The organism is Massilia sp. Leaf139 (assembly GCF_001424165.1).
Taxonomy (GTDB): domain Bacteria; phylum Pseudomonadota; class Gammaproteobacteria; order Burkholderiales; family Burkholderiaceae_D; genus Telluria.
Genome location: NZ_LMOJ01000012.1, coordinates 116,677 through 137,816 on the forward strand (window position 1 = coordinate 116,677; position 21,140 = coordinate 137,816).

Genomic DNA, 21,140 nt, shown 5'->3' on the forward strand with positions numbered 1-21,140 from the left:
GATGCCTACAAGCATCGGTATTGTCATCCTACAAGGCTCAGATTTCGGCCTGATGACAGTGTAGTCAGCTTCGATTTACGCGGCCGCCGGCGCGGTCGCGTTCGCCGCGCGCAGCTCTTCCAGCGCCTGCAGGCAGTAATACTGGAACCAGAGGCCCGTGAACAGGAAAATCAGGACATATAGCCAGGCGGACAGGATCGCCAGGAAAGGAAACAGCGCCACCGCCAGCACCGCGCCGCCCATCCAGGCGATGCCCGGCAGCGCGCCGAGCACGCCCGAGGCCATGCCGATCCCGAGCAGCGGCCAGCGGCGCGATTGCATGATCGCCTTGCGTTCGGCGGCGCTGGCGTGGGCGGCAAGCGCGTCGTAGCTCATCACGCGCGAAGACACCCAGCCCCACAGCGCCGCCTGCACCGCCACCGCAACCGGCGGCAGCGCGTACAGCGGGATGGTGCAGATCCAGAGCAGCGCGAACACCAGCACGCTGGTGAGGTTCATCCAGACGCTGCCGGCGAAACTGCCGCCCTCCTTCTGCTTGAGTGCGGGAAACTGGCGCCGGCTGACGTGGCGCTCGATCGCGGGCATGGCGAAGATGCCCATGAACAGCAGGGCCGAGGCGATCATCAAGGGCAGGAGCAGCAGGATCGCCACCAGCGGCACCACGACCACCTTCAGCATCCCGAGTCCCAGCGTGGAGAGCCAGCTGCCGCTCGTCTGGAACCAGCCGTATTCGCGGAAGGTGGCGTCGAGCCAGTCGAACAGCGCCGGCCCGAAGGCCCACAGCAGCCCGCCCCAGACCAGCAGCGACAGCAGCAGCGGCACCAGCGACAATAGCATCATGCGCGGGGAAAAACCCGAACGCAGGGCACGGGCCCAGGCGGTGGCGACGCCGTTCATGGCCGGCTCCGGCGGGTGGATTGGACAGGTGCTTGCATGGCGGCGCGACTCCCCGATGTCAAAAACGCATTGTAGAACACGGAGCGTCTCAGGGAGGCGAATGGCGGTTTGTGGGTGCATGCACTACAATCGCCGTTCACAGATTATCGAGGGAACAACATGTCCACTACCACCACCGCTTCCGGCCTGCAGTATGAAGACACCGTCGTCGGCGAAGGCGCCGAGGCGAAAGCCGGTGCCTACGTCACCGTCCACTACACCGGCTGGCTGCGCAACGACGACGGCACCGCCGGCGCCAAGTTCGACTCCAGCAAAGACCGCAACGACCCGTTCCAGTTCCCGCTGGGCGCCGGCCATGTGATCAAGGGCTGGGACGAAGGCGTGCAGGGCATGAAGGTCGGCGGCCAGCGCCGCCTGACCATCCCGGCCAGCCTGGGCTACGGCGCCCGCGGCGCCGGCGGCGTGATCCCGCCGAACGCGACGCTGATCTTCGACGTCGAACTGCTGAACGTCTAAGTTCTTCCCTGCCCTGCGGCGCTCCGGCGTTGCAGGGCCACTCGCGGCGTCCGCCCATCGAGCATCCCCTCTAAAATACCTCGCTAAACCACGCGATCTTGCGCACGCTGCGCTAAGATGGCCGCGCGCATTGCCACCTCGTCAATGCACCTTGTTTATGCACCATCGCGCAATCAGACCACAGGAGTTTTTATGAGCTTGCAAGACCAATTCGCCCAGGCCCAGGCCGATTCAAAGAACCTGCCGGAACGTCCGGACAACATGACCTTGCTGAAGATTTACGCCCTGTTCAAGCAGGCGTCGAGCGGCGACGCCACCGGCGATCGTCCTGGCTTCACCGACATGGTCGGCCGCGCCAAGTTCGATGCGTGGGATGGCCTGAAGGGCACGTCGCAGGAAGAAGCCATGCAGCAGTACATCGATCTAATCGAAGAGCTGAAGGGCTGATGTTTGCGGGCGGGTGCGCGATGCGCCCTCGCCCGCTGCAACCTGCGGGCCGTACCGCGTGGACTCGGGAGTCCACCCTACAAAGTCAACGGCAATAGCAACCCGACTTCACGCCGCCGCGAACACCCGGCGCATCTTGTCCGTCACCTTCGCCTCGATCGCTGGGCGAAACGCACTCATCAGCATTCCCAGCTTGATCCGCAGCGCCGCGCGCTGCTCGCCCAGGGTCAGCGCGCCTTCGACGCCGCTGCGCTCGAAACGCAGCACATCTCCATCCCAGCGCCATTGCATGCCGAATTCGGCGGCCACCTTGTCGGCCACCTGTTGCGCCGCAGCGCGTGCCCGCTCCGGGCTCAGGTTGTGTTCCTGGACGATCTGGATGTCGGCCATGTGATTCCTTTCTTCTACAAAATGCGCGAGACAATCCGCCATGATGCCAGTTGCATCGCGCGGATGCCAGTCCGCAGTGCAATTGATCGTAGTCAAAACCGGTTCCGTGGAGGGCGCGAGTATCGAATGAGCTAAGTCAAGCAAACGCCCATTCACCTGAGGATTGCGCCATGGAACAACGAGCCCTGCTGCCCGACGACCCGATCACTTTCGAACGCGACCAGCCCCCGGTCGCCTTCATTCCAACCCCGAGCGCGGCCTACCGCCAGCACCGCAAGGCGGCCCAGCTGCTCGACCAGCCCGGCGCCCCGCGCGCGGTCGACACCCCGCCCGACTCCAGCGTGCCCCTGCCCTATGCCTTCGGCGCGCGCGTGCTGATGTGGAAGCAGGATCCCGCGGTGGCCGACATGGGCACCCGCAAGGCTTTCCTGCCGGGCGTGGTGCTGGCTGGCCCGCGCGACGCCCGCATCGCGTCCGGCGACCCCGGCATCAGCCCGGTCGAGCCGAACGCCTTCGGCGACTTCGTCACCATGCCGGACACGCCGCAGTTCGACGCCGTCCACACCTTCGCCGTGGTACGCCAGACGCTGACCATGTACCAGCGCTCGCTGTCCTCGAGCGGCTCTGCGATGCCCCTGCCCTGGCAATGGAACAGCAGCATCGACACGGCGCCGCTGCAGATCTTCCCCTACGGCTTGCCGAACGTGATGAACGCCTTTTACAGCCGCAGCCAGAACTGCCTGAAGTTCGGCGACTTCGTGCCCTCGGGCCAGAAGGAGCGCGTGTTCACTTGCCGCTCCTTCGACATCGTCGCCCACGAGACGGGCCACGCCGTGCTGGATGGCTTGAAACCGCACTGGCTGCTTGCCGATGCGCCGCCGCAGACGGGCGGCCTGCACGAAGCCTTCGGCGACCTCACCGCGATCTTCCTGGCGCTGTCCCAGCTCGACCAGTGCGAAGCCGTGGTGGCGCAGACCAAGGCGCGCCTGCACGATAAAACCTTCTTGGCCGACATCGCCGAGCAGTTCGGCCTGGCGCTCGGCGGCACCACGGGCCTGAGGAATGCCGACAACGACCTGACACTGTCGCAGGCCGGCACGCAAGTGCATGCCATTTCGCAAGTGTTCACCGGTGGCGTGTACGACGTGCTGGCCGACATCTTCGCCCTGGAACGCAACCCGGCTTTCGAGGACGACGCCGCCGTGCTGCACCGGGTCGCCGCCTGGCTGCGCGGACTGGTGTTGCGCGCCCTGCTCGCCGCGCCCGAGATCGCCGCCACCTATGCCGACGTGGTCAACGAAATGCTGCGTCTTACTGTCGAGGACGGCAAGCCGCAGGCTTATGTCGATGCGATCCGGCACCAGTTCACGATCCGCGAAGTCGTCGGCGCGCCGGAAGCGCCGGCGGAAACGCCCATGCCCGTCCAGCCGGCGGAGACCGCCAGCGCCACGGCCGCGCCTTGTTACCAGCGCCTGAAGGCGGCGGTCTGCGACGCTCCCGGCGCCCAGCAGGATCGGCGCGCCTGCTGCGGCACCATGAACCTGGCCGAGTACTACAACATCGAACGCGTGCTCGATGCCGAAGCGCAAGCACTGGCGCGCTGGTGCGCCGATCGCGGCCGCAACAGCCCGGCGGGCGAGGAGTTGGTGTTGGAGACAACCGGATCGTAAAAGGCTTCGATTGCGGCCGCCATGACGCGAACGTCCCCCGGGGCAGTGCCCCGGGCTTCCAGGGCACGGTTCGGGAATCCGAGAAGAGCGCCGCGGGACAAATCGCGCGTCATCCAATGTATTTGCATATGTATATTGTGTCTAAACCTAATTTGTCGGAAAAGACGAATTGCCCTAAAATACAGTGCTTTGCCATGTTGGCGGCCCTACCTTGCGCTGATGGCCGCGGCACCCCACCATAGATAGGACTGTTATGACCCACGTTGTCACCGAATCGTGCATCCGCTGCCGGTATACCGACTGCGTCGATGTATGCCCGGTCGATTGTTTCCGGGAAGGCCCGAATTTCCTCGCGATTGACCCTGACGAGTGCATCGACTGCGCAGTGTGCGTGGCCGAGTGCCCGGTGAATGCGATCTATGCCGAGGAAGACGTGCCGGGCGACCAGCAGCAATTCATCAAGATCAACGCCGACTTGTCGCGCTTCTGGCCATCGATCACCAAGACCAAACCGGCCTTGCCCGACGCGGAAGAGTGGAAAGACGTCAAGAACAAGCTGGAACAGCTGGCCCGCTAAGCGCGGGAACGCAGCCTTCGTTTCAGCGCTTGCTGGCGCCGGTTTTCACCGCCGTCAGCAAGCGCGCGTCATCCATGGCACACTAGCGGCCATCGCGTCGCCCGCTTCACTCAAAATCAACAGGATCATTGCGCATGACTATCAGTGCCACCCACGATGCGGGCAGCATCGCCCCTAACAGTTCGTTCGCCGGCGCCATCGACGCCGACGCCGTCATCATCGGCGCGGGCCCGGTCGGCCTGTTCCAGGTCTTCGAACTCGGCCTGCTCGAGATCAAGGCCCACGTGATCGATTCGCTCGCCGCCGTCGGTGGCCAGTGCGTCGAACTGTATCCGGACAAGCCGATCTACGATATCCCCGCCGTGCCCGTGTGTACCGGCCAGGAACTGACCGACAACCTGCTCAAGCAGATCGAGCCTTTCGAGCCGACCTTCCACCTGGGCCAGGAAGTCACCACCGTGCAGCGCCGCGAAGACGGCCGCTTCAACGTCGAGACCTCGGCCGGCACGCAGTTCATCACCAAGACCATCTTCATCGCTGCCGGCGTCGGTTCCTTCCAGGCGCGCACGATCAAGGTCGAAGGCATCGACAAGTTCGAAGGCAGCCAGCTGCACTACCGCGTCAAGGATCCGAGCCTGTTCGAAGGCAAGAACCTGGTCATCTGCGGCGGCGGCGACTCGGCCCTCGACTGGGCCCTGAACTTCGTCGGCAAGGCCGAATCGGTCGTGCTGGTGCACCGCCGCGACGACTTCCGCGCCGCCCCTGCTTCGGTCGCCAAGATGAAGCAGCTGTGCGAAGAGTACGAGATGCAGCTGATCACCGGCCAGGTCACGGGCTTCGACGAAAAGGACGGCAAGCTGTCCGAAGTGAAAGTCACCGGCGCCGACGGCGTCACCCGCCGCGTGCCGCTCGACATGCTGATGGTCTTCTTCGGCCTGTCGCCGAAGCTCGGCCCGATCGCCGAATGGGGCCTGGACATCGAGCGCAAGCAGCTCAAGGTGGTCGACACCGAGAAGTTCGAAACCAACGTGCCGGGCATCTTCGCCGTGGGCGACATCAACACTTATCCGGGCAAGAAGAAGCTGATCCTGTCGGGCTTCCACGAAGCGGCCCTGGCCGCCTTCGGCGCGGCGCCCTACATCTTCCCGGACAAGAAGATCCACATGCAGTACACGACGACCTCGCCGAAGCTGCACAAGATCCTCGGCGTCGAGACCCCGGTCTTCGATTAATACGACCGTTCAGTTTCCGAAATACGACAATGCCCCGGCCCTCCGGGGCATTTGTTTTTATGTGTGCCGCATCACCGACGGCCTATCAAAATGAGGTGTATAACCAACTTGAACGTGGGTCGAATAAACATGTGACGGAAACGGATATTTCCAACAGTCAAGCAACTTATCCTATAATTGACTGATGAATTTTCGCGCACCAGGCATGACGCCCACACGGCCAATCATGCCGGCGCAAGGGCCTGGACTAGGCGTCCTGGCAACACGCACCACACGAAGGAATTACTATGCTTTATCAACTGCATGAAATGCAACGCTCCTTCCTGACCCCGCTGATGCAATGGGCGGATGCGTCGTCGAAGCTGTTCTCCAATCCCGTTTCCCCGTTTGCCCACACGCCGTTTTCCCAACGTATCGCCGCCGGCTACGAGCTGATGTACCGGCTCGGCAAGGATTACGAAAAGCCGGCATTCGGCATCGACACCGTCACCATCGAGGGCGAGGCCGTCGGCATCATCGAGCATGCGCATGTGACGAAACCGTTCTGCAAGCTGGTGCATTTCAAGAAAAACCTGTCTGACGCCGCTTTCGAAAAGCTGGCGCAGCCGACCGTGCTGCTGGTCGCCCCGCTCTCGGGCCATCACTCGACGCTGCTGCGCGACACGGTGCGCGCCCTGCTGCCGAACCACGATGTGTTCATCACCGACTGGATCGATGCGCGCATGGTGCCGCTCTCCGCCGGCCCGTTCCACCTGGACGACTACATTTATTATGTGCAGGACTTCATCCGCGCCCTCGGCCCGGACGTGCACGTGATTTCCGTCTGCCAGCCGACCGTGCCGGTGCTGGCCGCGATCTCGCTGATGGCCAGCGACAACGATCCGAAGCTCCCTAAAACGATGACGATGATGGGCGGCCCGATCGACCCGCGCAAGTCGCCCACCGCAGTGAACGACCTGGCCACCGAAAAGCCATTCTCCTGGTTCGAGAACACCGTCATCTACGCGGTGCCGGGCAACTATCCGGGCTATGGCCGCAAGGTTTATCCGGGCTTCCTGCAGCACGCCGGCTTCATCGCCATGAACCCGGGCCGCCACGCCCAGTCGCACCGCGAGTTCTACCAGCACCTCGTGCGCGGCGACGACGAGTCGGCGGAGAGCCACCGCCAGTTCTACGACGAATACAATGCCGTGCTCGACATGCCGGCCGAGTACTACCTCGACACCATCAAGACCGTGTTCCAGGAATTTCGCCTGCCGAAGGGCACCTGGGAAGTCGGCGGCAAGCTGGTGCGTCCGCAGGACATCAAGAACGTCGCCCTGCTTACCATCGAAGGCGAGCTCGACGACATCTCCGGCGCCGGCCAGACCCAGGCCGCGCACGAACTGTGCAGCAGCATCCCGGACAACATGAAACGCGACTACGTGGCGCCGAAAGCGGGCCACTACGGCATCTTCTCGGGCCGCCGCTGGCGCGAGACGATCTGCCCGAAGATCGGCGAGTTCATCCGCGAATTCGGCTGATCCTGCGGGGTCGAAAAGAAAAAGCCACGACGATGTCGTGGCTTTTTTACGTCCGCATCAGGCCGCTCGGTCTGCGCGCTTACATTGCGTCTTCGCGACGATCTTCTCCACGCGCGAAGTCCGGGTCGGCTTCCTCGTCGTGATTGTCGCGGCGGTCGCCGTGGCGGCGGTCGCCGGCCTCTTCCTGCGGCGCGCCGCCTGCTTCCTCGTTGCCGCTCGGGCGATGCGACACGATGCCGGTCGGGTCAGGGGCGAGCAAGGGGGCAATAATCCATTCGTTCATAGCTTCTCCTGTTGGTGTCGGCCGCGTCTTGCGGCGCATGGCCCATTAAGCCATGCACCGCCCGAGGACATCTGTTCGATACGCCACTTAAGACCCGCCGCCACCCTTCTTTCGGCCCTGTCAGTTCCCCAGGAAGATGCTGGCGATGACGCCGGTGGCGATCGCCGCCAGCACGTAGTCGTTACCGACCTGTACCCAGTGGTGGCCGCGCGGCGGCGCGCTCAGGCGGTGCGCGCGCCAGTTGTCGACGACGTACTGGCGGTTGTGGTAATTCGCCGGCAGGCGCTGGCCGCGGTACAGGTCGTGGCGCGGGCCGGCGCCGCGGCGGGCGTCGCGGTAGCCGTCCTGGTAGGCGCGGCGCTGGTCGCGGCGGTCGTCACGGGCGTCGCGGCGGTCTTCGCGGCGCTCCTCACGAAATTCGCGGCGATCTTCGCGGCGTTCTTCGCGGCGCTCCTGCGCGCGATCCTGGTAATAGCCGCGATCCTGGGCGATGGCCGGCAGGCTCGAGGCAAGCATGACGGCGATCATCGCCCGTGCAATGGTCTTCTTCTTCATGGGGTTTCTCCCGTGGTTGGGGCCGGTTAGGAAACCGGCGAGGTGTCCAGTAGGCCATGTCCTCGCGCCAGTTTCTGTACGCTTCCCCACGCAGAGCGGCGCCCGCCGGGGTATGCCGCCTGTTGTCGCGCTTTTTATTGGATAATGACGCCTTTCACCGCTACCTCCGTCCTCCCCGCGCCGTGACCAAGACCCTTGCCGACCTGATCGAAGACCAGCTGCCGCAGACGCAATGCACCAAGTGCGGCTATCCGGCGTGCCGGCCCTATGCCGAAGCGATCGCCCGGGGCGAAGCCGAGATCAACCAGTGCCCGCCGGGCGGCATCGAGGGCGTGGCGCGCCTGGCCGCCGTCACCGGGCGCAAGGTCATTCCGATCAACCCGGCCAACGGCGTCGAGCGCCCACGTCCGGTCGCCTTTATCGACGAGGCGCTGTGCATTGGCTGCACGCTGTGCATCCAGGCCTGTCCGGTGGACGCCATCCTCGGCGCAGCCAAGCAGATGCACACGATCCTGCCGAGCCTGTGCACCGGCTGCGACCTGTGCGTGGCCCCCTGCCCGGTCGACTGCATCAGCATGGTGCCCGTGACGGGTGAGGCCACCGGCTGGGCCGCCTGGTCGCAGCCCGCCGCCGACGCGGCGCGCGCCCGCCACGACTTCCGCAGCGAGCGCCTGCAGCGCGAACGCGCGGAAAACGATGCGCGCCTGGCCGCCAAGGCGGTCGAGAAGATGCGCGAAGTGACAGCCGAGGCGACCAACACGCCCGAAGAGCTGGCCGAGAAGGAGCGCAAGCGCGCCATCATCGCCGCCGCCATGGAACGCGCGCGCCTGCGCGCTGCCGGCGCACCAACAAATAAGCCCGACTAATGAACCCGGCCAAACGTTTAGAAATATTTACGCGCTTTCGCACCGCTAATCCGCATCCGACCACCGAACTGGAATTCACGACGCCGTTCGAACTCCTGATCGCCGTGCTGCTGTCGGCGCAGTCGACCGACGTCGGCGTGAACAAGGCCACGCGCCGCCTGTATCCGGTGGCGAACACGCCGCAGAAGATCCTCGACCTCGGCCTCGACGAACTGAAGACCTATATCTCGACCATCGGCCTGTACAACAACAAGGCCAAGAACGTGATCGCCACCTGCCAGATCCTCGTCGACCAGCACGGCGGCGAGGTGCCGCGCGCGCGCGAGGCCCTGGAAGCCCTGCCGGGCGTGGGCCGCAAGACGGCGAACGTGGTGCTCAATACCGCCTTCGGCGAGCCGACCATGGCGGTCGACACCCATATCTTCCGCGTCTCGAATCGCACGAACATCGCGCCGGGCAAGAACGTCGACCAGGTCGAGATGAAGCTGCTGAAGTTCGTGCCCAAGGATTTCCTGCACGACGCCCACCACTGGCTGATCCTGCATGGCCGCTACACCTGCGTGGCGCGCCGTCCGAAATGCTGGAACTGCCTCATCAACGACCTGTGCGAGTTTCGCCAGAAGACACCGGCGCCGGACGGCCTGATCGCTCCGGCGCCGGTGCCGCCGGTGATCGCGCCCGCGCTCCAGGACGAACAGGCGTAAAAAAACCCGCGCGGCTTTCGCCGGCGCGGGCTGCAAAAGGTAATCTTCGTGCCGCTCAGCGGCGGACGCCGGCCAGCAAGACGCGCGGCTCCATGGTGGCGATGGCAGGCGCATCGTTGGCCGCGTCCGTGTCGCCCTCGAGCTTGAAGACGCTGACCACGCCATTCAGGGCCACGGTCTGCTCGTTGAGCGCCTGGGCCGCGGCCGCCGCTTCCTCGACCAGGGCCGCGTTCTGCTGGGTCGCGCTGTCCATCTCGGTGACGGCCATGTTCACCTGCTCGATGCCGGCGCCCTGTTCCGTGGTGGCCGCGCTGATCTCGGCCATGATGTCCATCACGCGCTTGACGCTGGCGACGATGTCGCTCATGGTGGCGCCGGCTTCGTTGACCAGCGCGCTGCCCGCTTCCACGCGCGCCACCGAGCCGCCGATCAGGGTCTTGATCTCCCTGGCGGCCGTGGCCGAGCGCTGCGCCAGGTTGCGCACTTCGGAGGCGACGACCGCGAAGCCGCGGCCCTGCTCGCCGGCGCGCGCCGCTTCCACGGCCGCGTTCAGGGCCAGGATATTGGTCTGGAAGGCGATGCCGTCGATGACGCCGATGATGTCGACGATCTGCTTCGACGATTCGCTGATCGACGCCATGGTGCCGACTGCGCGCTCGACGATGTCGCCACCCTTGACGGCGACCTCGCAGGCGCTGTCGGCCAGCACCTTGGCCTGGCGCGCGTTGTCGGCGTTCTGGCGCACGGTCGAGGTCAGTTCTTCCATCGACGAGGCGGTTTCCTCGAGCGCGCCGGCCTGCTGCTCGGTACGCGCCGACAAGTCCAGGTTGCCCTGGGCGATCTCGCCCGAGGCGACGGCGATCGTTTCCGCGCCGCTGCGCACTTTGGTGACGATTTGCGCCAGGCTGCCGTTCATGGCTTTCAGCGCGCCCAGCAATTGCCCGGTCTCGTCGTTGGAATTGACCTCGATCTGCGCGCGCAGGTCGCCCGCAGCGACGGTGGTGGCCACCTTGACCGCGTGGTTGAGCGGACGGACGATCGAGCGCGACAGCATGAAGCCGGCGGCGATCGCGGCGGCCGAACCGAGCAGCATCGCCAGGATGCTCAGCATGGTCGCGCGCTCGCTGCTCGCGTCGGCCTGCTGCACGCTCTGCGTGGTGGCGGCGACGATCTGTTCGCGCGCTTGCACCAGCAGTTCGGATGGCGCCCGGTCCTTGCCCTTGACCGCATGGTCGCCGGCGTGCGGATCGAAACCGGCCGCCTCGAACGCGGCATAGCCCTGGCGGTAGTCCTGGCCCATCTGGGTATGGGCACGGTCGAATTGCGCCAGCAGGTCGCGCTGGGCGCCGGCCGGCAGCGCGGCGATCAGATCGCGCGTCTGCCCGTTGACGCTGTTTTCCGCTTCCTGGAAAGCCTTCCAGTACTTGGCGCGCTGCTCCGCGTCCTTGCCGCGCAGGAGGGTATTTTTCCACTCCTGGATCTGTGTCTTGAAGGTCGACAGCAGGGTCTCGACGCCCTGGGCCTGGCTGTAGCTGGTCACCGCGGCGTGATAGGTCGTGATCGACTGGTTCAGCTCGCGCATGCCGAAGAAACCGGCGCAGGCAACCACCAGGGCCACGGCGGCGAAGCAAAGGGGGAGTTTACGGCTCAGTTTCATGGTCGGTCGGGAATCAGGCGCCGGCAAGGGGCGGAAAGGCATCGGAATTTCGAACCAGTCTAGCGTGAGGTATAGCCGTACGGCAACGAAAAGCCTGGGTTGGGACGTGCGTGATGATTGGGTTGTCGACCGGCAACAACACAGTTATTGGAAGTGAATGCGTTTATGAAAAGGGAGTGGACGGGGTGACAATGGATCGCATCTTCACCCCCGCGGGCATGCCCGCCCTACAACACCGGCCACGTAGCGGGTCTTGTAGGGCGGGCATGCCCGCGTGAGGTTTCAAAGACCCTTAGCAAGGCAGGCGACAGTCCCATTAACGCCCGACCAGCATCGTCGCGCCTACCGCAAACGACGCCGTCTGGATCCGCCCCTCGACGACTTCATACACGCACAGCATCTCCACCGTTCCCAGCCCTTCCGGAAAATTGCGCGTCACGACTTCGAGGTCGGTCACGAAATTCCCGAGCACCGTGCGGCTGAGCAGCCGCGCGTGCAGATCCGGCTCGGCGAAGCGCGCCACGTAGCGCGGGCGGATGGCGTCGTAGCCTTCGGCCAGCAGCGGACCGTGCAGCGTGAACTGGCGCGCGCCCGGCGCATAGGTCAGCATCAGGGCGTCGATGTCTTTGGCGTTGTAGGCGTCGAGCTGGGCCTGCACCACGGCGGCGGGATCGAGAGTCGGCATGGGAATCAGAGGAGGACGAGGTTGTCGCGATGGAGCAGTTCGGGGCCCTCGATATAACCGAGGATGGCTTCGATCTCGTGCGATGAGTGGCGCATGATGCGGCGCACTTCGCTGCTGGTGTAGCTGGTGAGCCCGCGCGCGACGGGCTTGCCCGCCTCGCTGACGCAGGTGATCAGCTGGCCGCGTCCGAATTCGCCTTTCACGGCGACGACCCCGATCGGCAGGAGCGATTTACCTTCCTGCGTGAGCTTCTGGACGGCGCCGGCGTCGAGCACGACCTCGCCCGCCGTGTGCAGGTGGTCGACCATCCATTGGCGGCGCGCGGTCAGGCGCGTGGTCGGGGCGTTCAGTTCGGTGCCGATCGCCTCGCCGGCGGCCAGGCGCGTCAGCACCTCCGGCTCGCGGCCCCAGGCGATGACGGTGTGGGCGCCCGAACGGGCGGCGCGGCGTGCGGCCAGCACCTTGGTCAGCATGCCGCCGCTGCCGATATTGCTGCCGGCGCCGCCGGCCATCGCTTCCAGGCTGGCGTCGCCCGCCTGCGCGCGTTCGATCAGATAGGCGCTCCGATCCTTGCGCGGATCGGCGGAGTACAGGCCGCGCTGGTCGGTGAGGATCACCAGCGCGTCGGCTTCGATCAGGTTGGCGACCAGGGCGCCGAGGGTGTCGTTGTCGCCGAACTTGATTTCATCGGTGACGACGGTGTCGTTCTCGTTGATGATCGGGACGACGCCCAGGCGCAGCAGGGTCGTCAGGGTCGCGCGCGCGTTCAGGTAGCGTTCGCGGTCGGCCAGGTCGGCATGGGTCAGCAAGACTTGTGCGGTCTTGACCCCATATGCTTTGAAGCTCGACTCGTAGATTTGCGCGAGGCCCATCTGGCCGCAGGCGGCGCAGGCCTGCAGCTCGTGGATGTCATGCGGGCGGCTGGCGAAGCCCAGGCGCAGCATGCCTTCGGCGATGGCGCCGGAGCTGACCAGCACGACTTCCTTGCCGAGCGCGCGCAGGGCCGAAATCTGGGCAGCCCAGCGTGCGATGGCCTCGTGATCGAGGCCGCGGCCTTCGTTGGTGACGAGCGAGGAGCCGACCTTGACGATGATGCGGCCGGCTTGTTGAATGACGGACTGGATTGCGACGGAGTTCATGGCGGAAGTCTCACGGTGCGAGTCGATGCGCGCGCGGCCGCAGCGCCAGCAGGGCCAGGCCCGCCAGCAGCTCGATCCCGCTCACGACAAACAAGGCCCCGCTCGGCAGGCCGATCGCGACAGCGGCGACCAGGCGCCCGGCGGGCTGGGCCAGCAGGAATAATGCAACGAGATCGCCGAGGATGGGCTGGTCGCCCCGCCTTGCCGCCAGCATAGCCAGTCCCGCGGTGGCGAGACGGACTCCGACATAGATGGCGTAGAACTGGCTGTAGCCGTTCACGCCAACGAGAAACAGGCCCATTGCGGTCGCGACCCGGTCGGGGTCGAGCATGGCAATGAGCGCCGCCAGCGAACTGGCGGTGGCCACCAGCTGCAAGAGCTGGCCGCGTGCCCAGGCACGCGTGTACTGAAAACCCTTAGTCTTCAAGGATCTTGAAGCGAGGATCGTCCGGATCGATCGAGACGATGCCGCGTGCCTCTTCGGTCATCTGCGCCGACTCGTCGACACGCACGTCGAGCGCGCGCTTTTCTTCCAGGTGCAGGTAGATCGCGTTGATCAGTTCCTGGCAGCCTTCGCGGTTCAGGGCCGAGATCTCGAAGACCGGGCCTTTCCAGGCCATCTTCTTGATGAAATCCTTGACGCGCTTCTTGCGCTCTTCTTCCGGCACCACGTCGAGCTTGTTGAGCACGAGCCAGCGTGGCTTGTTGAGCAGGTCTTCGTCGTACTTCTCGAGTTCCTTGATCAGGGCTTTCGCTTCCTTGACCGGATCGACGGTGTCCTCGAACGGCGCCAGGTCGACGATGTGCAGCAGCAGGCCGGTACGCGCCAGGTGGCGCAGGAACTGGTGGCCGAGGCCCGCGCCTTCGGCTGCGCCTTCGATCAGGCCCGGAATATCGGCGATCACGAAGCTCTTCGCGTGCGACACGCGCACCACGCCGAGGTTCGGATGCAGGGTCGTGAACGGATAGTCCGCGATCTTCGGCTTGGCGTTCGAGACGGCCGTGATGAAGGTCGACTTGCCCGCGTTCGGCATGCCCAGCAGGCCCACGTCGGCCAGCACCTTCAGTTCCAGGCGCAGCTCGCGGCGTTCGCCTGGTTTGCCCTCGGTCTTCTGGCGCGGCGCGCGGTTGGTCGAGGTCTTGAAATGGATGTTGCCCCAGCCACCCTCGCCGCCCTTGGCGAGCAGTTCGGTCTGGCCGTGTTCGGTCAGGTCGGCGATGATTTCGCCGTTGACGTTATCGATGATCAGCGTGCCGACCGGCATGCGCAGATAAACATCGTCGGCGCCCTTGCCGTAGCAGTCGGAGCCGCGGCCTGGTTCGCCATGGCGGCCATGGTGGGTTTTCGAATAACGGAAGTCGACCAGGGTGTTGATGTTTCGGTCGGCAACCGCCCAGATCGAGCCGCCCTTGCCGCCGTCGCCGCCGTCCGGACCGCCGAAGGGGCGGAACTTCTCGCGCAGGAACGAGGCGCAACCGTTGCCGCCGTCGCCCGCAATGACTTCAATTCTTGCTTCGTCGATAAACTTCATTTTTGACCGCCAAAAAACTAAAAAGGCCCTACCAGGGGGCAGAGCCTTTCGATGGAAGGCTTGCGCCTTACAAAGTGCGCCGCTCCGGGCGGCGCTTGCATGCTTTATTAAGCAGCGACTGCTTCTTCAGCAACTGCAGCGTTAGCAACGACGGTCACGTACTGCTTCGAACCGACGCCTTGCTTGACGAACTTGACAGTGCCGTCGACCAGCGCGAACAGGGTGTGATCCTTGCCCAGGCCAACGTTGACGCCAGGACGCACTGGGGTGCCGCGCTGACGAATGATGATGCCGCCGGCGTTGATCGCCTGGCCGCCGTACACCTTCACGCCGAGGCGCTTGCTTTCTGAGTCGCGGCCGTTACGGGTAGTGCCGCCGCCTTTTTTGTGTGCCATTTAAGTACTCCTTGATGACTTTGAAGAGAGGGGCAATTAGCCGTTGATCGAAACCACTTGGATTTCGGTGAAGTTCTGGCGGTGGCCCTGACGCTTCTGGTAGTGCTTACGACGGCGCATTTTGAAAATGCGAACCTTGTCGTGGCGACCATGGGAAACGACCTTCACCAGCACCGTCGCACCTTCGACCAGAGGAGCACCAAACTTGATGCTTTCGCCCGCGCCAACGGCGAGGACCTGATCGATCGTGAGTTCGGAACCAATGTCTGCCGGTATCTGTTCTACTTTAAGTTTTTCGCCAGCGACAACTTTATACTGCTTGCCACCGGTTTTTATGACCGCGTACATGATTGAAAACCTCATCAATTGTTTAATAAAAATCCCTGCGGCGGCGACTGGTCACTGACCGCGCTGCGCTTCTCTGGTGCCGGGGAACAGGGAATTATACACGGTTCAATCTCTTGCGTCAAAAGCCGGGGTCGGCCTCCGATCGACGTGGCATCCCGGCAACGTCGATCGCGCCGTAGGGAAAACCCGGCGCACGGCTGAGGCTTGGTCAAATGGCACGCCTCATGCTTGCATGTCGTATAATCGCCACTCCCGCATACCAGCGCATTCTCAACGTCTACAGCAGGTTCGCCTTGTCCGCCGCTACCCCCCACGCCCAGAACACCATCACCCAATCGATCGCCGCCGACATGGATGCGGTCAATACGGTGATCCGCCAGCGCCTGCATTCGGAAGTCCCTCTGGTCAACCAGATCGCCGAGTACATCATCAGCGCCGGCGGCAAGCGCATCCGCCCCGTGCTGGTGCTGTTGCTGGCCAATGCGTATGGCTACAAGGGCACGGCGCACCACGAACTGGCGGCCGTCGTCGAATTCATCCACACCGCCACGCTGCTGCACGACGACGTCGTCGACGAGTCCTCGATGCGGCGCGGCCGCCAGACCGCCAACGCCCTGTTCGGCAATGCGGCCTCGGTGCTGGTCGGCGACTTCCTGTACTCGCGCTCCTTCCAGATGATGGTCAGCCTGGAAAACATGCGCGTCATGCAGATCCTGTCGGACGCGACCAACGTGATCGCCGAAGGCGAAGTGCTGCAGCTGCTGAACATGCACGACCCGGACGTCAGCCATGAAAGCTATCTGACGGTGATCCGCTCGAAGACGGCCAAGCTGTTCGAAGCGGCCGCCGAACTCGGCGCCCTGGTCGCCGGCGCCAGCCACGCGCAAGTGGCCGCGGCCGGCGAATACGGCCGCTCGCTGGGCACGGCGTTCCAGCTGATTGATGATGTGCTCGACTACGCCGGCGACGCCGCCGAAATCGGCAAGAACGTCGGCGATGACCTGCGCGAAGGCAAACCGACCCTGCCCCTGATCTACCTGATGGAACACGGCACCTTGGCCCAGCGCGAACTGGTGCGCACCTGCATCGAGCAAGGCGACGAGCAGCATTTCGACGCCGTGCTGGCCGCCGTCACCTCCAGCGGCGCCCTCGACTACACCCGCCGCGAAGCCGAAACGGCTGCCCGCCGCGCCAGCGAAGCCATCGCCGACCTGCCCGACAGTCTCTATAAAGACAGCCTGTTGCAGCTCTGCCGTTTCGCTGTTGACAGGAACCACTGAGCAAATTTATATTAATGCTTCCCGAGACGTCTTCTCTGGCGTCTCAAATTAGTCGGGGTGTAGCTTAGCCCGGTAGAGCGCTACGTTCGGGACGTAGAGGCCGGAGGTTCGAATCCTCTCACCCCGACCAGGCAGCTTCAGCAAAGCGGATGTTCCATCCGCTATTTTTTTTCCGGCCGCCAGGCGCCCCGCCGACACACGGCCCTCTCTTCCCCGCCCTTCCAATTCCAATTCCAATTCCAATTCCATCAGGATTTATTTCCTGGAATCTGCAGGCATTAATCATCTTGCATAATATTTCCCTGCAGTTCGTTACAGAGTGCTAGTATTTACAGAGCGCTTGGGCGCAGGGAGAAGGCAGTGGATGGACATGCCGTACTGGTCGTCACCGCGGATGAAACACGTTTTCTTGCGTTCTCGAACCAGCTAAAGAATTGCTCTTCGACAAGCGCGTGTTTACAGCTAATCCTTGTCGCACATCTTGCCATCGCAAAAGCATATATTGCCGAGAACATTGTCGATCTGATCATCCTGGACACTGCAGCAAGCGATGCCGGCGAGCAGGCCGCCCTGGCCGGCGCAATCGCGTCGTTGGCTCCGTATCCCGTCATGCTCTGGACGACCGGCCCGCAGGCGAAGTCGCCTTCCGACTCAGCGCCGTCAGGGGCGGCCGGACACCTCCATGATGCAATGGCGGCGTCCGATGTCATGTTGCAGATCTTCGCCATCATCGCCCGCCAAGCCCAAGCCCGGCTGTTCAGCCAGCAAACGGACAAGGAAACCGCGGTGACGCTGGAGGCGATCGCGGACGGCGTCATCTGCACGGATAGCCGGGGCGGCATCACTTTCCTGAATTCGGCCGCGCGCCGCTTGCTGGGCTTTCCCGACGACCAGATCATCGGCCGCCCGGTCACCGAGTTCATGACGATGCAGACGGGCGGCAACCGGGCGCCGATGACGCATCCCGTGCATCAGGTGATCACCACGCTGCACACCGTGCGGATCGCCGCCGGAACGGTCTTGATCCGGCACGACGGCACCGAAATCCGGATCGAAGACTGCTGCGCACCCATCGTCAGCGATACCGGGGTGCTCCAGGGCGTCGTCATGGTCTTCCACGATACGACCGAGGCCTATGAGATGCAGGCCCGGGTCGACCACCTTGCCTGGCACGATTTCCTGACCGGTTTGCCCAACCGCTTCGCGATTCACAAGCACCTGGACGAAAGTTTCTCGCATGCGCTGACCTATCACCAACAGATACCGGTGCTGTGCCTGGATCTGGACAAGTTCAAGCTCATCAACGACACCCTGGGACACGGCAGCGGCGACAAGCTGCTGGTCAGCGTCGCCGAACGCTTGCGCGCCTGTTTCCGGCTGATCGACCTGGTCGGCAGGCAGGGCGGCGACGAATTCATCGTGGTGATGGCGCCGGGATCGAGCGCGGACGATGCGATACTCGCCAGTGCGCGCATCATCCAGGCGCTCGCCAAGCCCTACCTGATCGGCGGGGAGGAGGTGCGGATCGGATGCAGCGTCGGCATCGCGGTCTACCCGCAGCATGGCAGCACGGCCGAACTCGTGCTGCACCATGCGGACGTCGCGCTGCAGAACATCAAGGCGAACGGCAGAAATGGCTGGTGCGTGTTCACCGAAGAGCTGCATGCGCGCACCCTGGAGCGCCGGCTCATGGAGGACGGCTTGCTCGCTTCCTTAACGGACGGCAGCCTGAGCCTGTTCTACCAGCCGAAGATCCGACTTGCCGACGGCAAGGCCGCTGGCTGCGAGGCCTTGCTGCGGTGGCAGCACCCCGTGTGGGGATGGGTCGCGCCGACCCGCTTCATTCCCTGCGCCGAAGCCTCGGGCCTGATCGGCCCGCTGGGCAGATGGGTCTTCGATGAAACGCTGCGGCAGGCGCAGTCCTGGACAAACGCCGGCATAGAATTCGGCAGCATCGCCATCAACATATCGGCCGAAGAACTGCGTCATCCGGATTTTGTCGCCTACATCCGCAATGGCCTGGCGACATCCGGCCTCGCCCCGGAACGGCTGCAGATCGAGCTCACCGAGTCCGTGCTGATGCAGAACGTCGATCATGCCGGCAAGTACCTGAACCAGCTGAAGGAACTTGGCGTGTCCCTGGCGCTCGACGATTTCGGCACCGGTTACTCGAGCCTGAGCTACCTGGCCGATTTTCCAATCGACGTGCTCAAGATCGACCGCTCGTTCATCCACAGGATCGATGCGGCCGGCACCCGGCAGCAGGCCCTGCTGCATGCGATCCTGACGCTGGCAAAGAGCCTGTCGCTGGTCGTGGTCGCCGAAGGCATCGAGACCGTCGAAGAAGAAAACTTCCTGCTGCAGTCGGGATGTCAGGTGGGCCAGGGCTACTACTACAGCGAACCTCTCGGCCATGCCGCCTACGAACGTTTCCTGGCATCGAGCGCACACGCCGACGGGCCGACCGTCTACGGAGGCGATACCGGCTAGCCGCCCTGGCCCCGGCCCGGCTTCAGGAAGGATTCCCGTCCCGGCGCGAAATGCGCGTGCAGCGGCAGATAGGCCGCGCCGATCACCTTGGCATCGCGCCCGATCGCACCCGGAATGATCTCCGGCCGCATGATGCCCTGCCAGCTGTACTGCCCGAGCGCCGCGCGCACGGCCTCGATCAGCGCGTCCAGCACGGGCGCCTGCAGGGCGCCGTCGACGATCACGGCGTCCAGGTCGAGCAGGCAGGAAGAGGTGTTGATCGAAAAGGCGATCGCGCTGGCGGCGTTGTCCAGCCAGCGCCGCGTGACCGGCGCCCAGGGCGCCTGCAGCAGGCGCGCGTCGCCCGGCGGCAGGCTGTCCAGGCCGACTTCGGCCAGCATGTCGTCGAGCGTCGCCAGCGAGGCGGCAGTGAGCAGCTGCTGCACGCCGCCGGGGCGGCTGCTGTCGACGACGCCGAGGGCCATCGAACCGATCGCACCAGCATTGCCGTAGACGCCCGCATGCGGCTGGCCGCCGATCACCAGGCCGCCGCCGAGCAGCGTGTCGACGAACACGTACAGGTAATTCTTCAGGTGGCGGCCGCGCCCCGCCACCAGCTCGGCGACGCAGGCGGCCGCCGTGTCCTTGGCAAAAGCCACCGGCAAGTGCGTCATGCCCTGCAGGCGCTCGCGCATGTTGGTGCGCGTCCAGGCGTCGGCGTCCTGCGGCGACAGGCCGACCAGTTCGCGCCAGCCGCCGAAGGCCAGCGGCGCTGCCAGGCCGATGCCGCTCACGCGGGCCATCTTTTCCTGTCCCAGCTGGTCTTCGATCCGTTCCAGATGCTCGCCGATTTCGCCGAACACCGCGTCCGGCGAGGCCGCGCGGTACACGATCGACTTGCGGTAGCGCGGTGCGCCGGTGAAGTCGATCAGCGCCACGTCCAGGTTGCGCCGGCCGATCTGCACGCCGATCGAAAAAGCGCCCTCGGGGTTCAGCGCGATCGGCTGCGACGGCTGCCCCACCCTCCCACGCAAGGAATCGCGCTTGACCACATAGCCTTCGTCGAGCAGGCGGTTGATGATGACCGACACCGTCTGCGTACTGAGGCTGGTGAGGCGCGCCAGCTCGGCTTTCGGCAAGCTGCCGTGCAGGCGGATTGCGTGCAGCACCACGCGTTCGTTGAATTCGCGCATGCCGTTCTGGTTCGAACCCGACATGTGTTGCGGCGCTGCAGCATCGGTAAGCGGAGGGAGGGAATCAGAAGGAGGCGGCATGCGGACAAAAAGGAACATCGACAGGAGACGTCGAGTATAGTCTTTTATTATTAAATAAATCAATGTGATTTATTGTATTCGTGACATGGCACATCTGTGGAGGAGTGCGTTGCCAAGCCGTTCACAGCGATTTGTGCATTGGTCATGCGATGGCGCTTCGCGTAGGACGAAATGCAATGTACAAAGAATCGAACAGGTCTTGACGTACTGACACATATACGGCTGGCTTATCGTGGACATCACGAACTGAAAGTATATTTATTGATCCAAGGTACTTATACTGCACCGCAACATCACAGTATTTACTTGGAGCGACTCATGAACGCAGCAACGATCACCCAGGCACAGGACGCCCGTTCGCGCGGCGCCTTCGAAGCCATCCGCAACTTTGCCGAGCAGCTGTTCGCCGCCCAGGGCGGCTGGATCGCAGCCCGCAAGGCCCGCGCAAGCCAGGCGTCGTATGTCGTATCGGAACGCGCCGGCCGCGCCGAGCTATTTGCCCTTGCTGCCGACGCCGAAAAGCACTCGCCGAACCTGGCCGCCGAACTGCGCTGGCTGGCGAACCGCTAAGCAGTCGTAGTTAGTTGTAGTTAGTTGTTGTAGTCGCAGGATCTCGCGCTCCGGCTATCGCCGCCTTCCAGCGGCAACCGGAACGCAAACCTCCCTCCCCTACCCGGGGCGCCGGCGCCCGCCGCGCCCCG

At 64.2% G+C, this 21,140-nt stretch carries 23 protein-coding genes and 1 tRNA gene; 12 read left to right on the forward strand and 12 right to left on the reverse strand.

Annotated elements, in window-relative coordinates; genetic code table 11:
* Positions 1-75: 75 nt before the first annotated feature.
* Positions 76-897, reverse strand: coding sequence for an EI24 domain-containing protein (locus ASF77_RS09135; protein WP_056337989.1), 822 nt, complete (start codon positions 895-897; stop codon positions 76-78).
* A gap of 159 nt (positions 898-1,056) precedes the next feature.
* Here ASF77_RS09135 and ASF77_RS09140 point away from each other — a divergent pair, with 159 nt between their 5' ends.
* Together ASF77_RS09140 and ASF77_RS09145 are read left to right on the forward strand one after the other, a co-directional pair.
* Complete coding sequence (locus ASF77_RS09140; protein WP_056337992.1) at positions 1,057-1,413, forward strand: FKBP-type peptidyl-prolyl cis-trans isomerase; 357 nt, start codon at positions 1,057-1,059, stop codon at positions 1,411-1,413.
* Positions 1,414-1,605: 192 nt separating this feature from the next.
* Positions 1,606-1,860, forward strand: a complete 255-nt coding sequence (locus tag ASF77_RS09145) for an acyl-CoA-binding protein (RefSeq protein WP_056337995.1) — start codon at positions 1,606-1,608, stop codon at positions 1,858-1,860.
* Between the two features lie 108 nt (positions 1,861-1,968).
* Here ASF77_RS09145 and ASF77_RS09150 read toward each other — a convergent pair whose 3' ends face one another.
* Positions 1,969-2,250, reverse strand: coding sequence for a polyhydroxyalkanoic acid system family protein (locus ASF77_RS09150; RefSeq protein ID WP_056337998.1), 282 nt, complete (start codon positions 2,248-2,250; stop codon positions 1,969-1,971).
* Between the two features lie 170 nt (positions 2,251-2,420).
* On the opposite strand from ASF77_RS09150, the gene ASF77_RS09155 reads away from it, so the two are divergent.
* The 4 genes from ASF77_RS09155 (at position 2,421) to ASF77_RS09170 (ending at position 7,252) form a co-directional block, all read left to right on the forward strand.
* The gene (locus tag ASF77_RS09155; protein ID WP_056338001.1) at positions 2,421-3,920 is read left to right on the forward strand and encodes a hypothetical protein; all 1,500 of its coding nucleotides are present in this window, start codon (positions 2,421-2,423) and stop codon (positions 3,918-3,920) included.
* A 253-nt stretch (positions 3,921-4,173) separates the two neighbouring features.
* The gene (gene fdxA, locus ASF77_RS09160; protein ID WP_056338004.1) at positions 4,174-4,497 is read left to right on the forward strand and encodes a ferredoxin FdxA; all 324 of its coding nucleotides are present in this window, start codon (positions 4,174-4,176) and stop codon (positions 4,495-4,497) included.
* A gap of 134 nt (positions 4,498-4,631) precedes the next feature.
* The gene (locus ASF77_RS09165; protein ID WP_056338007.1) at positions 4,632-5,729 is read left to right on the forward strand and encodes an NAD(P)/FAD-dependent oxidoreductase; all 1,098 of its coding nucleotides are present in this window, start codon (positions 4,632-4,634) and stop codon (positions 5,727-5,729) included.
* A 287-nt stretch (positions 5,730-6,016) separates the two neighbouring features.
* Positions 6,017-7,252, forward strand: a complete 1,236-nt coding sequence (locus tag ASF77_RS09170; protein WP_056338009.1) for a polyhydroxyalkanoate depolymerase — start codon at positions 6,017-6,019, stop codon at positions 7,250-7,252.
* A gap of 79 nt (positions 7,253-7,331) precedes the next feature.
* On the opposite strand, the gene ASF77_RS09175 is transcribed toward ASF77_RS09170, so the two are convergent.
* Both ASF77_RS09175 and ASF77_RS09180 read right to left on the reverse strand, forming a co-directional pair.
* The gene (locus ASF77_RS09175) at positions 7,332-7,535 is read right to left on the reverse strand and encodes a hypothetical protein (RefSeq protein WP_056338012.1); all 204 of its coding nucleotides are present in this window, start codon (positions 7,533-7,535) and stop codon (positions 7,332-7,334) included.
* A gap of 120 nt (positions 7,536-7,655) precedes the next feature.
* The gene (locus tag ASF77_RS09180) at positions 7,656-8,090 is read right to left on the reverse strand and encodes an RcnB family protein (RefSeq protein ID WP_056338015.1); all 435 of its coding nucleotides are present in this window, start codon (positions 8,088-8,090) and stop codon (positions 7,656-7,658) included.
* Between the two features lie 182 nt (positions 8,091-8,272).
* Here ASF77_RS09180 and rsxB point away from each other — a divergent pair, with 182 nt between their 5' ends.
* Entirely contained in the window at positions 8,273-8,956 is a 684-nt protein-coding gene (gene rsxB, locus ASF77_RS09185; RefSeq protein WP_056338019.1) for an electron transport complex subunit RsxB, read from the forward strand.
* A complete protein-coding gene (gene nth, locus ASF77_RS09190; protein WP_056338022.1) occupies positions 8,956-9,660 on the forward strand; it encodes an endonuclease III in 705 nt (234 codons plus the stop codon). The genes rsxB and nth overlap by 1 nt, the downstream gene beginning before the upstream one ends.
* Before the next feature lie 55 nt (positions 9,661-9,715).
* Here nth and ASF77_RS24885 read toward each other — a convergent pair whose 3' ends face one another.
* From ASF77_RS24885 to rplU, 7 genes are all read right to left on the reverse strand, one after another.
* On the reverse strand, positions 9,716-11,317 hold the full coding sequence (locus ASF77_RS24885) for a methyl-accepting chemotaxis protein (protein WP_056338025.1): 1,602 nt from the start codon (positions 11,315-11,317) through the stop codon (positions 9,716-9,718).
* Between the two features lie 316 nt (positions 11,318-11,633).
* Positions 11,634-12,002, reverse strand: a complete 369-nt coding sequence (locus ASF77_RS09200) for a nuclear transport factor 2 family protein (RefSeq protein WP_056338028.1) — start codon at positions 12,000-12,002, stop codon at positions 11,634-11,636.
* A gap of 5 nt (positions 12,003-12,007) precedes the next feature.
* The gene (proB, locus tag ASF77_RS09205) at positions 12,008-13,126 is read right to left on the reverse strand and encodes a glutamate 5-kinase (RefSeq protein WP_056339012.1); all 1,119 of its coding nucleotides are present in this window, start codon (positions 13,124-13,126) and stop codon (positions 12,008-12,010) included.
* A 25-nt stretch (positions 13,127-13,151) separates the two neighbouring features.
* On the reverse strand, positions 13,152-13,568 hold the full coding sequence (locus tag ASF77_RS09210) for a hypothetical protein (RefSeq protein ID WP_056338030.1): 417 nt from the start codon (positions 13,566-13,568) through the stop codon (positions 13,152-13,154).
* Positions 13,558-14,673 carry a GTPase ObgE gene (obgE, locus tag ASF77_RS09215; protein WP_056338032.1) on the reverse strand — a complete coding sequence of 372 codons (1,116 nt, stop codon included), beginning with the start codon at positions 14,671-14,673 and terminating at the stop codon, positions 13,558-13,560. Before obgE ends, ASF77_RS09210 begins: the two co-directional genes overlap by 11 nt.
* Positions 14,674-14,780: 107 nt before the next feature.
* Positions 14,781-15,068, reverse strand: coding sequence for a 50S ribosomal protein L27 (gene rpmA, locus ASF77_RS09220; protein WP_056338035.1), 288 nt, complete (start codon positions 15,066-15,068; stop codon positions 14,781-14,783).
* 36 nt (positions 15,069-15,104) lie between these two features.
* Positions 15,105-15,416 carry a 50S ribosomal protein L21 gene (gene rplU, locus ASF77_RS23610; RefSeq protein ID WP_082493710.1) on the reverse strand — a complete coding sequence of 104 codons (312 nt, stop codon included), beginning with the start codon at positions 15,414-15,416 and terminating at the stop codon, positions 15,105-15,107.
* 293 nt (positions 15,417-15,709) lie between these two features.
* On the opposite strand from rplU, the gene ispB reads away from it, so the two are divergent.
* The 3 genes from ispB to ASF77_RS09240 all read left to right on the forward strand — a co-directional run bounded on the left by ispB (position 15,710) and on the right by ASF77_RS09240 (position 19,186).
* A complete protein-coding gene (gene ispB / locus ASF77_RS09230; RefSeq protein WP_056338041.1) occupies positions 15,710-16,696 on the forward strand; it encodes an octaprenyl diphosphate synthase in 987 nt (328 codons plus the stop codon).
* A gap of 53 nt (positions 16,697-16,749) precedes the next feature.
* Positions 16,750-16,826: transfer RNA gene (locus ASF77_RS09235), tRNA-Pro, on the forward strand.
* Positions 16,827-17,056: 230 nt separating this feature from the next.
* Positions 17,057-19,186, forward strand: a complete 2,130-nt coding sequence (locus tag ASF77_RS09240) for a bifunctional diguanylate cyclase/phosphodiesterase (protein ID WP_156648819.1) — start codon at positions 17,057-17,059, stop codon at positions 19,184-19,186.
* Here the strand turns inward: ASF77_RS09240 and ASF77_RS09245 are convergent.
* Positions 19,183-20,382 (reverse strand): ROK family transcriptional regulator, encoded by a 1,200-nt coding sequence (locus ASF77_RS09245; protein ID WP_056338048.1) that lies wholly within the window; start codon positions 20,380-20,382, stop codon positions 19,183-19,185. The genes ASF77_RS09240 and ASF77_RS09245 overlap by 4 nt on opposite strands.
* A gap of 375 nt (positions 20,383-20,757) precedes the next feature.
* Here ASF77_RS09245 and ASF77_RS09250 point away from each other — a divergent pair, with 375 nt between their 5' ends.
* Positions 20,758-21,009 (forward strand): hypothetical protein, encoded by a 252-nt coding sequence (locus ASF77_RS09250; protein ID WP_056338049.1) that lies wholly within the window; start codon positions 20,758-20,760, stop codon positions 21,007-21,009.
* Positions 21,010-21,140 lie beyond the last annotated feature (131 nt).